16 protein-coding genes are annotated in these 14,389 nt (G+C 45.6%); 10 read left to right on the forward strand and 6 right to left on the reverse strand.

The features are described 5' to 3' along the window. The first annotated feature begins 3 nt into the window (after window positions 1-3). A complete protein-coding gene (locus tag NST94_RS04435) occupies window positions 4-2,034 on the forward strand; it encodes a beta-galactosidase (RefSeq protein WP_076185003.1) in 2,031 nt (676 codons plus the stop codon). Window positions 2,035-2,111: 77 nt separating this feature from the next. Here NST94_RS04435 and NST94_RS04440 read toward each other — a convergent pair whose 3' ends face one another. After that, window positions 2,112-2,801, reverse strand: a complete 690-nt coding sequence (locus NST94_RS04440; protein ID WP_076185004.1) for a hypothetical protein — start codon at window positions 2,799-2,801, stop codon at window positions 2,112-2,114. Window positions 2,802-3,000: 199 nt separating this feature from the next. Between NST94_RS04440 and NST94_RS04445 the strand changes: the two genes are divergently transcribed. Next, a complete protein-coding gene (locus tag NST94_RS04445; RefSeq protein WP_036680784.1) occupies window positions 3,001-3,558 on the forward strand; it encodes a DUF1273 domain-containing protein in 558 nt (185 codons plus the stop codon). Window positions 3,559-3,660: 102 nt separating this feature from the next. Beyond that, complete coding sequence (locus tag NST94_RS04450) at window positions 3,661-3,984, forward strand: YciI family protein (RefSeq protein WP_051491142.1); 324 nt, start codon at window positions 3,661-3,663, stop codon at window positions 3,982-3,984. Window positions 3,985-3,990: 6 nt separating this feature from the next. Here NST94_RS04450 and NST94_RS04455 read toward each other — a convergent pair whose 3' ends face one another. Then, window positions 3,991-5,448, reverse strand: a complete 1,458-nt coding sequence (locus tag NST94_RS04455) for an amidase family protein (RefSeq protein ID WP_339281716.1) — start codon at window positions 5,446-5,448, stop codon at window positions 3,991-3,993. A 170-nt stretch (window positions 5,449-5,618) separates the two neighbouring features. Here NST94_RS04455 and NST94_RS04460 point away from each other — a divergent pair, with 170 nt between their 5' ends. Beyond that, window positions 5,619-6,746: a copper amine oxidase N-terminal domain-containing protein gene (locus NST94_RS04460; RefSeq protein WP_339281717.1), complete on the forward strand. Its 1,128-nt coding sequence runs from the start codon at window positions 5,619-5,621 to the stop codon at window positions 6,744-6,746. A 99-nt stretch (window positions 6,747-6,845) separates the two neighbouring features. Here NST94_RS04460 and NST94_RS04465 read toward each other — a convergent pair whose 3' ends face one another. The 3 genes from NST94_RS04465 to NST94_RS04475 all read right to left on the reverse strand — a co-directional run bounded on the left by NST94_RS04465 (window position 6,846) and on the right by NST94_RS04475 (window position 9,493). After that, window positions 6,846-7,337 carry a hypothetical protein gene (locus NST94_RS04465; RefSeq protein ID WP_280753479.1) on the reverse strand — a complete coding sequence of 164 codons (492 nt, stop codon included), beginning with the start codon at window positions 7,335-7,337 and terminating at the stop codon, window positions 6,846-6,848. Window positions 7,338-7,406: 69 nt separating this feature from the next. Continuing rightward, complete coding sequence (locus tag NST94_RS04470; RefSeq protein ID WP_339281718.1) at window positions 7,407-8,822, reverse strand: HAMP domain-containing sensor histidine kinase; 1,416 nt, start codon at window positions 8,820-8,822, stop codon at window positions 7,407-7,409. After that, window positions 8,810-9,493, reverse strand: coding sequence for a response regulator transcription factor (locus tag NST94_RS04475; protein WP_232061150.1), 684 nt, complete (start codon window positions 9,491-9,493; stop codon window positions 8,810-8,812). The genes NST94_RS04470 and NST94_RS04475 overlap by 13 nt, the downstream gene beginning before the upstream one ends. 147 nt (window positions 9,494-9,640) lie before the next feature. Here NST94_RS04475 and NST94_RS04480 point away from each other — a divergent pair, with 147 nt between their 5' ends. From NST94_RS04480 to NST94_RS04500, 5 genes are all read left to right on the forward strand, one after another. Beyond that, window positions 9,641-10,354, forward strand: a complete 714-nt coding sequence (locus tag NST94_RS04480; RefSeq protein ID WP_339281719.1) for a YceI family protein — start codon at window positions 9,641-9,643, stop codon at window positions 10,352-10,354. 167 nt (window positions 10,355-10,521) lie between these two features. Next, window positions 10,522-10,917 carry an 8-oxo-dGTP diphosphatase MutT gene (gene mutT / locus NST94_RS04485; protein ID WP_339281720.1) on the forward strand — a complete coding sequence of 132 codons (396 nt, stop codon included), beginning with the start codon at window positions 10,522-10,524 and terminating at the stop codon, window positions 10,915-10,917. Between the two features lie 35 nt (window positions 10,918-10,952). Further along, a complete protein-coding gene (locus tag NST94_RS04490; protein WP_339281721.1) occupies window positions 10,953-11,279 on the forward strand; it encodes a nucleoside triphosphate pyrophosphohydrolase in 327 nt (108 codons plus the stop codon). 37 nt (window positions 11,280-11,316) lie between these two features. After that, window positions 11,317-11,667 carry a DUF1648 domain-containing protein gene (locus NST94_RS04495; protein ID WP_339281722.1) on the forward strand — a complete coding sequence of 117 codons (351 nt, stop codon included), beginning with the start codon at window positions 11,317-11,319 and terminating at the stop codon, window positions 11,665-11,667. A 50-nt stretch (window positions 11,668-11,717) separates the two neighbouring features. Further along, the gene (locus NST94_RS04500) at window positions 11,718-12,710 is read left to right on the forward strand and encodes a Gfo/Idh/MocA family oxidoreductase (protein ID WP_036680866.1); all 993 of its coding nucleotides are present in this window, start codon (window positions 11,718-11,720) and stop codon (window positions 12,708-12,710) included. Window positions 12,711-12,790: 80 nt separating this feature from the next. Here NST94_RS04500 and wrbA read toward each other — a convergent pair whose 3' ends face one another. Beyond that, window positions 12,791-13,426 (reverse strand): NAD(P)H:quinone oxidoreductase type IV, encoded by a 636-nt coding sequence (wrbA, locus tag NST94_RS04505; RefSeq protein WP_339281723.1) that lies wholly within the window; start codon window positions 13,424-13,426, stop codon window positions 12,791-12,793. A 156-nt stretch (window positions 13,427-13,582) separates the two neighbouring features. Here wrbA and NST94_RS04510 point away from each other — a divergent pair, with 156 nt between their 5' ends. Further along, on the forward strand, window positions 13,583-14,170 hold the full coding sequence (locus NST94_RS04510) for an effector binding domain-containing protein (RefSeq protein ID WP_339281724.1): 588 nt from the start codon (window positions 13,583-13,585) through the stop codon (window positions 14,168-14,170). Window positions 14,171-14,389: the final 219 nt, after the last annotated feature.

The raw sequence follows: 14,389 nt of genomic DNA on the forward strand, positions 1-14,389 counted from the left end.
AGTGTGATTAACGATAAATTACCTAAAATTTGGTACGGTGGAGACTACAATCCGGAGCAATGGGATGCGCAAGTATGGGCTGAGGATGAACGGATGTTCAAGCTGGCGGGAATTGATGTTGCCACAATTAATGTGTTTTCCTGGGCTTTAATCCAACCTTCCGAAGATACTTATGATTTCTCCTCATTGGATGAATTAATGGATAGACTATATAAAAATGGAACTTATGTATGTCTAGCTACAGGAACAGGAGCACATCCAGCTTGGATGGCTCATCGTTATCCTGAAGTGACCCGTGTCGATGTGCAGGGCAGAAAACGTAAGTTCGGCGGACGTCATAACTCCAATCCGAACAGTTCAGTTTACCGCAAGTATGCAGCGAAGCTGGCTGGTAAGCTGGCAGAACGCTACAAGGATCATCCGGCACTGGTAGCTTGGCATATTTCTAATGAATATGGTGGCTATGATTATTCCGAACAGTCCGCTGCTGCCTTCCGTGTCTGGTTGAAGGAGCGTTATGGTTCGCTGGATGCTTTGAACAAGGCTTGGAATACACGCTTTTGGGGACATACGTTTTATGATTGGGAAGAAATTGTGGTGCCAAATGAGCTGAGTGAAGAATGGAACGGTAACCGTACTAACTTCCAAGGAATCTCGTTGGACTATCGCCGTTTTATGTCTTATAGCTTGCTCGAATGTTACAAAATCGAATACGAAGCGATCAAAGAACACAGCACCAACGTACCTGTTACAACGAACCTGATGGGCTTTTATCCGGAGCTGGATTATTTTGAGTGGGCCAAGCATATGGATGTAATTTCTTGGGACAACTATCCTTCACTGGACACACCGGTCAGCTTTACAGCAATGACACATGATCTTATGCGTGGATTAAAAAATGGCCAACCGTTCATGCTGATGGAGCAAACACCGAGCCAGCAGAACTGGCAACCGTACAACTCTTTGAAACGTCCAGGCGTTATGCGTCTATGGAGTTATCAGGCTGTGGCGCGTGGTGCAGATACTGTGTTGTTCTTCCAACTGCGTCGTTCGATAGGGGCTTGTGAAAAGTATCATGGAGCGGTAATTGAGCATGTGGGTCATGAACACACACGGGTATTCCGTGAATGTGCTGAGCTGGGTAAAGAGCTGGAGCAGCTTGGAGATCAACTACTGGATGCGCGCAGTGCAGCTAAAGTAGGGATCATCTACGATTGGGAAAATCGTTGGGCGCTTGATCTCTCAAGCGGTCCGTCGGTTGCCTTGGATTACGTGAATGAAGTCCACAAATATTATGATGCGCTGTATCAGCAAAATATCGAAGCCGACATGATCGGGGTCGAAGAGAACCTGTCCAAGTATGAAATTGTTATCGCACCCGTAATGTACATGGTCAAGCCAGGTTTTGCAGAGAAGGTTGAAGCTTTTGTAAAAGCGGGCGGCACATTCATTACAACTTATTTCAGCGGTATTGTTAATGAGAACGACCTCGTGACGGTTGGAGGTTATCCAGGCGAGTTGCGTAAAGTGCTTGGAATTTGGGCAGAGGAAATCGATGCATTACTGCCAGGTATGAGCAATGAGCTCGTGCTGGATAAAACGTGGGGTAGCTTGAGTGGTTCTTATAAATGTGATCTGCTCTGCGATCTGATCCATGCCGAAGGGGCAGAAGTTTTGGCAGAGTACGGTTCTGATTTCTATAAAGGAATGCCTGCGTTGACTGTGAATAAATTTGGCGAAGGTAAAGCTTATTATGTGGCGACTAGCCCAGAAGCTGGATTCCTACAAGGATTCCTAGCGAATCTATGTGCCGAAAAGAACATTCAGCCGCTGGTAACTGCACCGGAAGGTATCGAATCTGTTCAACGTGTGAAGGATGGCGTATCTTACTTGTTCTTACTGAACCACACTGCCGGGGATTTAAGCGCGGATATTGGGGCAGCTGAGCGTACTGATCTACTGACAGGTAATGTAATCAGTGGTTCAGCAGTTGTACCGGGTCGTGGAGTATTGATTTTGTCGGATAAAAAATAGTTTATAGTATACGATTTTTAAAAAACTTTCCGGGCATAGCTTGTCCCCGGAAAGTTTTTTTGTTGTGAAGAAACTGATTAGCTGCTGCTGCCCGTGCTACCGTCTGGAGCGGATCCGCCGGGGTTTCCGCTGCTTAAGGTAATGCTCTCCGCCACAGTGGAATCTGATTTAAGTGTATATTGGATAATGTCATCAGCTTTCAGGTCAGCTAAGCTGATCGTGTTCTCCTGACGCGTACCATTGTCAAAGGTCATCGTTACAATTTTGGTATCAGCATCAATTGTAATATCTGTGGTTTCCTCGGAGAAGGTTTGCTGCATCCCGCCGCCCTGTGGTCCACCACCTTGTCCACCGCCGTCAGGGGCTCCGCCTTCCGGTATTCCCCCCTCTGGAGGTGTACCGTTTTCTGAGCCTTGATCACCTTCGGGTCTTTCCGGTGGAGTACCAGCCTGGCCGTTCTGCATATCGGCTCCAGCCGTATCTCCAGTGCCTTGTGCGGGCGGGGAAGGCATTTCTGACGTATAGATTGTAATTGTGTTGTCGCTAATACTCTTAATCTTGCCGAAATTCATGGACATGTCGGGTCTGCCGTTTTGTTGATTGCCGTTTCCTTGAGATTGCTGTGCCTCAGTGTTATCTGCGGGTGCCGTGTTCGCTGGGTTATTAGCAACAGCTGTTCCTTCGGACTCCGAATTGGTGCTGCAGCCAGCCAATAGTAGAGAAGCGACTAGACTTCCTGAGATCATAATCGGTATTAATTTCTTCATTTATTTTCTCTCCTTAATAGTTTTAGATTGATTAGGAGAAATATATCAGACGGTTCTGAAAGGTTGCTTAAGATCAGCTGAAAGTTTGCCTAAAGAAATAGATCATGTAAATGCTATATAATAATCATATAAGTGGGATAAAACTCTACAAAGGTAAGTCATGGTAAGAGATAACCAACGTTCAGGAAAGAGGCAGTACATGAAGAATTTACTCGTAACAGGCTACCGTGCGCATGAGCTCGGTATTTTTGACAATAAGCATCCGGGAATTCCTTATATCAAAAAGGCGCTGTCTAACAGATTAAAGCCGCTAATTGAAGAAGGCGTCGAATGGATTATTACCCCTGGCCAGTATGGTGTCGATCTTTGGGCTTGTGAGGTGGTATGTGAACTCAAGACTCAATATCCTGAATTGAAATTGGGGATCATTACGGCGCATACTGGACAGGAAGAGAAGTGGAAGGAAGAGAAGCAGGAGGAATACCGACGTATTATTGCGGGTGCGGACTTTTGCAGGGCGGTCAGTAATGCCCCTTATGACGGCAGCTGGCAGTTCAGGGCCAGAGATGACTTGTTGTTCCGCAAAAGTGACGGGATATTGCTCTTTTATGATGAGGATGCGGCGGAAGGCAGCCCGAAGTTTTTTAAAGAACGAGCGCTGAAGCTGCATGCAGAGGGGGACTACGAGCTGTTTCTTATTCATTCTGATGAGATTCAAAATATTGCCGATGAAGAAAATCAGCGAGATTATGAATAAAGCTACGAACGAAGACATCGCGAAATAAAAAAGCCCGAATCGGCATTGGGAAATCACCGTTACGGGCTTTAGTTTCTATTTGAACGAGAGGCGGAGAATAGGATGAGTGAGGTCAATCAAGCAGATATTTGTTATGTTATTTTGCTTAGCCCGACGAATCAAGACCGTAGAGACATGGAGATTATTCGTGGTCATGTTAAGCATTTACAAGAGCTGGACCGTAAAGGACAATTAGTGCTGTGTGGTCCCTTTAGTGATTGTCCTGGCGGTATGGTTATTGTAAGAGCGAACTCACGCGAAGAAGCCGTTCTCCTTGCCGAAAAAGATCCTTACGTGCTGTCTGGCATTCGTAGCTATGAAGTGCGTACATGGAGTCTGTCCCATGAGGGAAACAGGCATTTAGGTATTGTTCCACTCCAGGAATAGGTTTAATCAAATGAAGCTTTTTAGCGAAGGTGCTTTTCGCACTTTGTAATGCTGCTCATAGGCATAGGCTAGCTTGATAAGCGTAGGCTCCTGATAAGCTTTTGCTGAGAAGGTTACACCAAAGGGAGCGCCGGCCGAAGTGTATCCAGAAGGAACGACGATGGACGGATATCCTGCTCTGGAAGTAATTCTGGCGCCAAAATCGGCAGGGAACAGCAGGGCATCCAGATTGTATTCTTTCATAGTGGCATCGATCCCTTCTTCCTTGCACAGCTTCAGGTCAGTCGCACGATGGCGTAAATATTGAGCTTCGCTTTGTGTGCCGGAGGAGGTATATTCCGCATCTATTAATGTAGCTTGACCAAATCTCAAAGTCTCCACAGGGTGTGCATGATTAAAATCAATAATATCCTTCAAGGTTCGCATAGGTGCTCCGGGGCCCAAATGAGATAAATAAGCATTCAGTGCTGTTTTGAATTCGTTTAATACCACCGAAGAGTAACTAATTTCGCGGGCGGTCTTAATATCCGCAGGATCAATGATGGTCGCTCCAAGCTCTCTCATTCTGTCGACGGAAGCGTTGAACAAAGCAAGCTGCTCAACTGTGAGCTCCTCAAAATAATAATCACGTGGTATCCCAATTCGAGCGCCCTGCAAACCATTCGGATCAAGGAATACAGTATAATCCTCGTGGATTCTACCTGTATTTGTTCCCATAGCTGCATCGCGTTGATCCTTGCCCAGCATGGCGTTTAGCAGTAACACGGCATCATGAACGGTTCTAGCCATAGGGCCTGCGGTGTCTTGTGTATTGGAGAGCGGCAGGATTCCTGAACGGCTGAGCAGCCCCACGGTTGGCTTAATGCCGATGATGGAGCCCAAATTACCGGGATTAAGAATCGATCCCGAAGTTTCTGTGCCAACAGAGACCGTACAGAAATTACAAGCGACAGCTACTGCTGAACCCGCACTAGAGCCGCCGGTTGGCGTAGAAATATTGTAGGGGTTAAGGACTTGCCCGCCGCGGGAGCTGTAACCGGAGGGCATGCCGTTCGTCATAAAATTGGCGAATTCGGTCATATTGGCTTTACCCATAATAATGGCGCCGGCTTCACGCAGCTTGGTAACTATAAACGCATCTTCCCCGGCAAAAGAATTCGCCAAAGCCAGCGAACCCGCACTTGTATGCATTTTGTCCCCAGTATTGATATTATCTTTCAATAACACAGGTATCCCGTGCAGGGGGCCGCGTGGGCCATTAATTGCCCGTTCCACATCCAGAGATTCTGCGATAAACAACGCATCAGGATTAATCTCCAGTACAGAGTTAATCGTCAGGCCGTTTTTGTCGTGATCAGCAATGCGTTCATAATACATGAGAACTAGTTGTTTTGACGTAATTTCTCCGGCTTCTAATGCGGCTTGGATGTCCGGTATGGTGGCCTCTACGATTTCAAAACTCATATGCGTTCACGCTTCTTTCCCTCTAGGATATGGCTTCTCCTTCATCTAACCATAATTTGGGTGTCGTTGGTAGTTTTCTTTTTAGACTTACATTTTGATTGGCCATTTGATATATTCAGGTCTGCATTGTAATTTTTTTATTTTTCTAGATTAGGAGCTAAATTAAGAACATGAAAAACCACAACTTTGCTTCAAAAATTATCACTTTTTTTGTGGTGATGATAAGTTTTGCTGTTTTATCTTCAAGTCAAGCCTTTGCGGAAGACAGTGATCTCAAATGTTATTTGGACGGTAAGCAATTACATTTTAATGTAAGTCCTATACTGAAAGATGGAGTTACATACGTACCTATGCGGGCGATCTTTGAAGCTTTAAGCGCAACTATTAAATGGGATAATCATGCGAAGTCGGTCTCAGCGATTAAAGGGGATATTAACATTTTTTATCTGGTCAAGGAAGGAAGAGTAATTGTAAACGCCAAAGAGCATGAGCAAGTCTTAAAGGGTATCAATTTTCAAAATAATACACTAGTCCCTTTAAGATTTATTAGCGAAGTGTTGGGTAGTAGTGTCACTTGGGATGAAGGTACAAAATCTATTTACATAACCTCACCAGTTGCCGAGGAGAAGATTATTGCCCCGGTCAACAGAACAATTTCAGTAGGAAGCCAAGAGCAATCAAAATCGTTATCAGATGAGAGAAACAGGTTTGTTATAATCGTAAAGCACTACGGAATTAAAAATAATCAGTTGTATAGCTTGCTCGAATTTTCTAACATGGATAATAAAGACATCTCAATAAATTTTAAGTCCGGTGATCAAAAAATCATAAAGACATTCTCAAAGGAAAAGGACCCCATGCCGACTCTGAAAATTGAAAATTGTACGGAAGTAACCCATAAAGTAGTTATCGATAATATTGGCGGGAATATATATAAAATCCCGGAATTTTCAGTTAATCAGGCGTGTGTCAGTTCCAACCAATCCCAACAAGATGCGCTTGATGTATGGCGGAACAACAATTCCGGCCTCTCGGAATTAGGCAGTAACCTCGTGTCTGTCCGTAAATATATTCAAGATCAGACGGGTGGGCTGCAAAACTTTGTGATCCCAGCCAATAAAGCTGAACAGCTGATCTTGGTCGCCCCAGTTGGAGGGAAGGATAGGTTGGTTGTGGAGGGCAGTTATTTTGTAGGAGGTCTATCAAATAAGACTATAGAATTCCAACTAGATTATGAAGTGGTTTCTGAGCTCGATTTGGGTATTTATAGTTACATATATACGGAACCTGTATATTAAGGATCGTTTTATTAGAAAAGAGGTGTCCGAACGGCCAAAATAAATGGCTGCTCAGACACCTCTTTTGTTGTGAGTGTGTAGATTAAAGTCTGACAATTACTACTGCGCTGCTGTAAATCCCTCTTCCGCTAAATATTCTTTAGCTTCCTCAAGCGTTTCAAACGCCATCTCCAGATTGAGGTCGGCATAGACATACCATAAATCATCCTCAAGCTTTAGGGTTAGGGTTTGGCCCTCATCATTAGTCCAGAGTGTATCGGCAGTTGCCGCAGCCTTTTTCTTTCTTTTGCTGGCTACAGGAGCATCAGGAATGTAAATAGACAGTGAGGTGATGGAGGCATCCAGCAAACTACGCAGCTCGAATTCCGAGTAGTCGCGAATATTCACGAAGCCCTTATCGTCTGTCTCGTAGCCCCGCAGTAAGCCTGCGAACACATAGCCATTACCATTTGGATGCAGGTGAAAAGCCACGGTTTTCTTATCATGCTGGCTTTCCTCGTAGTGATAGTTCACGCGCCCAAGGGATACATTTTTGCGTTCCAGCTGGGGGTAAGAGTCGAGAATCGCTAATTTTTGTTCAAAAGTAAGCATATACAGCCTCCGGTTTTCGGTGTGATTGTGCACATGATTATACCATGTCGATGGATCGCAGACTATTTTTTAATCATCAAGCGGCAGAGACAGCACGAAGGTGCAGCCTTTGTCTGAGTGCTCCTCAAGCACGAGGCTTCCGTTCATAGATTCGGCCAACAGACGGCTGAAGGTTAGGCCGAGTCCCAGACCACGCAGTGTGCTCTGCTTATCGCTGCCCCGGAAGAAGGCTTCGAAGACATGCTCACTATGATTGGATGAGATGCCAAGCCCATTATCTTGAACACGGATTTCGGCAAAGCCATGACCTTGCTGATCCAGCAGTTCTATTGTAAGCTGCACCTTTCGATCCGGAGCTTTGGCTTGTACACTGTTATTAAGTAGATTGACGATTATCTGCTGGATACGAAGGGAGTCCCCACGCAAAAATAAGGGATTAATCGGCATATGAAGCACGGGTTCAGCAACATCTTCCGCCTGTGTCAGTTTCCATTGATATACGATTTCTGATAGTAGTGGTACGGCATCCAGTCGGTCGTGACGAACAGAAACCATTCCTGCAGTCAGGGCATTGTAATCCAGAAGGTCGGCTACCATTCGCTGCAACCGTCCAGCCTCCAGCAGGGCAATATCCAGAAATTCCGCAGCTTCATCACCTTCAACGACCCCTTCGCGTACAGCATGCACCAAGCCTTTAATAGAAGTTACGGGTGTTTTCAACTCATGGGAGACTCCGGCCAGCATTACGGCTCGAGACTGCTCAAATTGCTGTAACTTGCCTGCCATCTCTTCAAAAGACATCATCAGCTCATGAATTTCCCGCTCTTTAGCATCCTTATCTAGAACGATATCATAACGGCCATGGCTGATTTGAGCCGCAGCCTCGACTACCTTCTGAATGGGTTTTGCCAGTTTACGAGATAAGAGGTAAATGGTTAGCCAACTTAAGATGATTAGAAACAGCAGCAGTATGGAGAAAAATATGATCTCCTCCTGTGGAATATGCCGCAGCGATTTTTTGGATTGCAGGACAATAACCTGTCCCAGTGTTTTGTCATCCGAATTTATGGGAGCCACAGCAGCCTTAAACTCAGGACTGCGGGAGTCGTTCAGGCTATCATTTAGCTTATATCTCATTTCCTTGTCAGTTAGAGGTGGCAGGGAGAATAGCATTTGACCTTGTTGATCAGTAATGATCACGCACATCTCTATGGTTAACTTGAAAAACCGCTTCCGGTCTTCGATCAGTTTTTCGAGATTATGGCTGATTTCAATGGAGCCTTCCATATTTAAGCTGCGATCTGCAATCTCCTGTGCCAAAAGCCCCGCAGTCTGCAGACGATTGCTCATAGCCTCCTGACGGATCCACCATAATGTAGCTAAAGCTGTGAGGAGCAGGCCTCCACTAATAATGAGTAGATAACGTATCGTCCAGTAAGAAAGGATAGAGGTACGTTTGGCGTTGTTTCTCTTTAAGTTGTCCATAATTGATATCCCGTCCCCCTTAGGGTACGGATTTCCCCCTCACTAGTAGGCCAGTGCGACAACGCTTGGCGTAGTCTTTTGATCGACAAATCTACCGCCCGGTCGCTTCCTTCATAATCCATTTCCCATACAAATTCTATTAATTGCTCACGCGTACAAATCTGATTAGGTCTTTCAGCGAGAAATAACAGCACTGACATATCCCGAGGACTAAGACTCAGCTCAGCCCCATTTAAAAAGACAGCACGTGCTGTGAAGTCGATAAACAAACTGCCATAATGCCGTTTACGGCTGCCATCAGACCACTGCGAGGGACGGCGTAAGACAGCGTTCACGCGTGCTACCACCTCCTCGGGAATAAAAGGTTTAGACATATAATCATCCGCACCACCGTCGAGGCCGGCTAGCCGGTCATTGATCCCATCTCTTGCCGTCAGCATGATCACAGGGCAGCTGCTTTTTTCACGGATGAGCTTAAGCAGTTCAAAGCCGTCCATGTTTGGCAGCATGATGTCTAGTAATACTAATGAAGGAGGAGATATAGCAAAAGACTCCAGCGCAGCGCGTCCATCAGCTACACGGGTGACTTGAAAGCCTGCTTTTTTCAGATAAGCACTGAGGACCCTAGAGATGGCTTCTTCATCTTCTACAACAAGAATGGATTTCGTCAAATTGGAGTACCTCCAGTCCATAAAATTTACGACAAGTTTAACACATCATAGCCCGTTCTGCTCTGACTTCTTCCCGACATATTGCTTTGTTAGAATGAGGGACGAGCTTGAAAGCATACAGAAATTATGAATATTGGAGGGAACAGGATGAAGAGAAAAAGAATAGCCTTGATCGCTGCAGGAGTTATTATCGTAGGAGTAGTCACAGGTTATACATTACTGGATAAATCGCTGGGCAATAATGTAGAGATCGAGTCCGTGATTCCAAATCAAACAACCACAGCAGATGCTGGAGAGACAACAAATAACACTGGAGCATCAGCAGGGGTGGCGGTCACAGCCGAACAATTAAACGGGGATTGGACCCTTGGGGAAACCTCTAAAGTCTATTGGTCAGTGACGACCTCTAAAGAAACAGTAAACTTCGTAGACAACAAAGTTCAGGGTACCTGGAAGGTAAATATAGAGGATTCTACTTCGATGGCCGGGGAAGGGACAGTGGATATGAGCGCTCTGGATTCTGGCAATAGCCAACGGGACGAGCATGTAAAAGGAGAGGATTTTCTATCCGTAACGGAATTTCCACAATCCACGTTTGTAGTGAAGTCATTTTCGGAGCTGCCGGCAGAATGGACTGAAGGAGCAACTGTGCCTGTTGAAATGCAGGGGACGCTTACCGTAAAAGGAGTAGAAAAGGACGTCACCTTTCAGTCGCAAGCGGCGTATAGCGGGGGACAGTTGATGTTGTCGGGAACGACAACAGTGGCCTTTTCTGACTTTGGTCTAAGCAATCCCCACACCGTTGTACTGGATACAGAAAATAATCTTGAGGTTCGTTTGGAGCTTGTGCTGACAAAATAGTAGCTCTTTCGTAAGGATAACGCTGCTGTGAAATTTATAGAGAGACTGTACTGAAGAGATTTTCCCAGGCCGTGTTGGCGTTTGGGAGAGTCTCTTTGGTTTGGAATGAATTGTATGTTTTAATAGTAGTATCTGTCGAATAACTAGCAATAGTGGAGGTGTTCTTTGTGATCAAGGTGGCGGCAGCAATTATACATAATGAAGAAGGGCAGATTCTTATTGCCCGGCGGCGGCAAGGTAAATTGCAGGCAGGTCTGTGGGAATTTCCTGGTGGCAAAATAGAGCAGGATGAGAGCATCGCAGAGTGTCTGCAAAGAGAGCTTCAGGAAGAGATGGGGATCACAATCCTTCCCTATGAGAGCTTTGGCATGAACGAGCATAACTATGGAGAGATAAAGATCCAATTGATTGCTTGGAAAGCGCGGTATCAGGGAGGTGTAATTGATCTGGTGGATCACGACGAACATAGGTGGGTGCTACCGGCTGAACTGGATCAGTTCATGTTTGCTCCGGCAGATCTTCCTTTTGTAGAACGTCTAGTGATGGAATCAAAGCCGGATTGAAGGGAGATATAATATAGAAGAAAGGAAGAGCTTAAATGCCTGTATATGAAAAGCTAGTGCGTGACGGCATCCCCGATTTGATAGCTTCTCAAGGTAAAGATTTTAACACAAGGATATTAGAGTCCAAAGAATACATAACTGAACTACGTAAAAAATTGCAAGAAGAGTCGAAGGAATATTTTCAGGCAGCAAGTGATGAAGAAGCTCTGGAGGAGCTTGCCGATATGATGGAAGTGATTCAGGCTCTGGCGGAGACACATGGGAGCAATAGCGTGGAGCTGGAGAAGCAACGTGCAGAGAAAGCTAAACGTCGCGGTAGATTTAAGAAGGGGATATATCTGATTGAAGTGGAAGGAGAATAACGGGGAGATTATTTTTCCGCACAAGGAGGGTAAAACGTTGTTCAAAACCAAACTGACGATGATCTTAAGCAGTGTGGTGGCCTTGATTCCTGTAGCTATTTATTTATTCCTTTATTCCAAAATGCCGGATACCGTCCCGATTCATTATGATGGGAACATGGCAGATCGATTTGTAAGTAAAGCTAGTCTGGAAGTTATTTTGCAAAGCGGGCTGGGTTGTTTGGGATTCATAATTATGAAGCTTTTACAGTTCCTTTTGCAAAAAGCGTTTATTCAAAACTCTAACGAGCACTCAGCGGCCTTGAGCAAGATCTGGAATATTGCTATTTTGGTGGTGACGGTGGTGTTTGCTGGCATCAGTTCCTATACATTCATTAGAATGGTCTGATAGAATTAAAGAGACTTAGCAGAAGGAGTAGGAGGAACATGCAAATGAAAATGGACAACGCTTACAAGGTGAGATGGGGAATTATTAGCACAGGCTGGATTGCTCATCAATTTGTTACTGATTTGGCGCATGCCAGTAATGGTGTGGCTTATGCCGTTGGGTCAAGATCTCAGGAAAGTGCCGATGAATTTGCTAAAAATCATGGGATTCCGCATGCCTATGCAACCTATGAGGAATTGCTGAATGACCCGAATGTAGACGCGGTATATATTGGAACGCCGCATCCTTTTCACAAAGAAAATGCTTTAATGGCGCTGCGTGCAGGCAAAGCTGTCCTGTGTGAGAAACCTTTTACCGTAAACAGCGGGGAATTGGAAGAAGTTGTGGCCTATGCTAGAGCGCATAAGCTATTCCTGATGGAGGCAATGTGGAGTCGCTACATCCCGGCGATTGTGAAGGTTAGAGAATGGATTGCTGAGGGCAAGATCGGTGATGTTCGATTGGTGAAGGCAGATCTAGGGTTTCGTACCGACTGGAATCCGGAAGGCAGATTGCTGAATCCGAAGCTGGGCGGGGGAGCGCTGCTGGATGTGGGGATTTATCCGGTTTCTTTTGCCTCCATGGTGTTTGGACCTCATCCTGAGTCTATTTCCAGCACAGTGCACATAGGTGAGACTGGAGTGGACGAGCATTTCTCGATGCTGTTGTCATATGGTAACGGGAAAACCGCTTCGTTGAACGGTGGTATTCGTCTTAACATGTTGGAGGAAGCGCATGTGTTTGGCACAGAAGGCCGTATTATTGTAGAGGGTACATTAGTGAACCCGAAATCGGCTGCGCTTTATATAGGAGATGAGAAGGTAGAGAGCTTTGTGGACGACCGTGCTTCTATTGGATATTGTTTTGAAGCGGAGGAAGTAGGACGTTGTCTTCAGGCAGGGCTTACAGAGAGTCCGGTGATGACATTGGATGAATCGTTAGCGATTCTGAAACTGCTGGATCAAGTGCGTGCACAGTGGGGGCTTAAATACCCTGGAGAGTAATTAAAATATAAATTAAACACCCCTCGGTGCAGTGCTACACAAGTAGCTCCGAGGGGTGTTGTTATATTAACTAAGCTGCGCTAGTTCTGATTATTGGCGTTTTTGCCTGTCTGGACCCAGCCGGCCACTTCAACGGTACGCTTCGCTTGATGAAAAACAGCGTCACGGATCCGATCCTGATCTTCGATCATTTTACCGTCTCCATCTACACTGACACTTGTTCCGTAAGGGTTGCCTCCCGCACCAAATGTGACTGGATCGGTATAACCGGGTGCTGCAACAATGGCTCCCCAGTGATACATCGACGTATAGAGTGCCAAAATCGTAGCTTCTTGTCCACCATGCGGGTTCTGTGCTGAGCTCATGGCGCTGACGACTTTGTTTACTGTTAGTCCTTTGCCCCAAATGCCACCGGTTGTATCAATGAACTGCTTCATCTGGGAAGCAATGTTACCGTAACGGGTTGGGGAACTGAAAATAATCGCATCCGCTTCGACTATATCGTCGGGTGTGGCGACTGGGATATCTTTTGTTTTTTCAGCTAGGGCTTTCATGGCTGGATTTGCTTGAATTTTGTCCTCGGGGACCAGTTCCTGCACCTTCAGCAGTTTTACCTCAGCTCCTGCTTTTTCTGCGCTTTCCGCGGCCCATTGTGCTAGCTGGTAGTTAGTTCCTGTGGCACTGTAGTAGATGACAGCTAATTTGATTTTTGACATGCTGTAGTCATTCCCTTCGAGTGTAGTTCCATACTATTAATTACCCTAAAGGGGTCTTTATAACCCAGAATGAAATCAATCTATTCGAACTGGACAGACAGATGTCCACTTTGCCTGTGTATACTAAGTTCAATCACAGGAAATGAGGGAGAATGGATGAATACTTATTTTGTAGAGAAAGCAAAAATGACCTTGGCGGGGGTTAGCATACGCACAACTAATGAAGCAGAAATGGGACCTGATGGAGGTTTGTCGCAGCTGTGGGAAACTTATTTTCAGAGTAATATTGCGGGGCAGATAGCTACGGTAAATCCTGAGTACATCTATGCTTTGTATACGGATTATGAGAGTGATGCGAGCGGAGCGTATACCGTTGTGATCGGGCATGAAGTAGCTGAGGAGAGACATTTAGAGGGAAGTCAGCTAGAGGAAGGCGAGCTAGAGGAAGGCGAGCTAGAGGAAAACGAGCTAGAGGAAAGCGAGCTAGAGGAAAGCGAACTAGAGGAAAGCGAACTAGTGGAAAACCAGTTCTCCTATGCGGCTGTACCGGAGAGCAAATACATGGTTTTTAAGACGAAAAAAGGTCCGGTATTTGAAGTAGTCGCGCAAGCGTGGGGGGAGATTTGGGCGTACTTTAAGGAGTCTGGGGAGGTAAGAACTTACACGGGGGATTTTGAGATTTATGATTCACGGAATTTCGACCCTGCTGACACGCAGGTTGAGATTTATATTGCGATTGAATAGATAGGGGAAGGATGGTTTTGTGTGCTTAGTGGGTTAAGTGCTTAAGCGGGAGATTTTTTAGGGAAAAGTGTTATAGGGAAGTGTTTAAAGGGAAGTATTTTATAGGGAAAAAGGGATTTAAGGGAGTTGCTTCTGATAGTAGTATCAAGCAGCTTGCGAGAGAAAGGGGGCTGCCGAGAGGTAGTCCCTATTTTTGCTGACGGCCAGGTACCGGGGAGA

The sequence above is a fragment of the Paenibacillus sp. FSL H8-0282 genome, assembly GCF_037963825.1.
Classification (GTDB): Bacteria; Bacillota; Bacilli; order Paenibacillales; family Paenibacillaceae; genus Paenibacillus_AQ; species Paenibacillus_AQ odorifer.

Bases quoted from the DNA above. Each gene is read 5' to 3' on its own strand.
- NST94_RS04500 (WP_036680866.1), top strand. From the start codon at position 11,718: ATGGACAACGCTTACAAGGTGAGATGGGGAATTATTAGCACAGGCTGG.
- NST94_RS04445 (WP_036680784.1), top strand. From the start codon at position 3,001: ATGAAGAATTTACTCGTAACAGGCTACCGTGCGCATGAGCTCGGTATT.
- NST94_RS04440 (WP_076185004.1), bottom strand. From the start codon at position 2,801: ATGAAGAAATTAATACCGATTATGATCTCAGGAAGTCTAGTCGCTTCT.
- NST94_RS04470 (WP_339281718.1), bottom strand. From the start codon at position 8,822: ATGGACAACTTAAAGAGAAACAACGCCAAACGTACCTCTATCCTTTCT.
- NST94_RS04450 (WP_051491142.1), top strand. From the start codon at position 3,661: ATGAGTGAGGTCAATCAAGCAGATATTTGTTATGTTATTTTGCTTAGC.
- NST94_RS04455 (WP_339281716.1), bottom strand. From the start codon at position 5,448: ATGAGTTTTGAAATCGTAGAGGCCACCATACCGGACATCCAAGCCGCA.
- NST94_RS04465 (WP_280753479.1), bottom strand. From the start codon at position 7,337: ATGCTTACTTTTGAACAAAAATTAGCGATTCTCGACTCTTACCCCCAG.
- NST94_RS04490 (WP_339281721.1), top strand. From the start codon at position 10,953: ATGCCTGTATATGAAAAGCTAGTGCGTGACGGCATCCCCGATTTGATA.
- wrbA (WP_339281723.1), bottom strand. From the start codon at position 13,426: ATGTCAAAAATCAAATTAGCTGTCATCTACTACAGTGCCACAGGAACT.
- NST94_RS04510 (WP_339281724.1), top strand. From the start codon at position 13,583: ATGAATACTTATTTTGTAGAGAAAGCAAAAATGACCTTGGCGGGGGTT.
- NST94_RS04480 (WP_339281719.1), top strand. From the start codon at position 9,641: ATGAAGAGAAAAAGAATAGCCTTGATCGCTGCAGGAGTTATTATCGTA.
- NST94_RS04460 (WP_339281717.1), top strand. From the start codon at position 5,619: ATGAAAAACCACAACTTTGCTTCAAAAATTATCACTTTTTTTGTGGTG.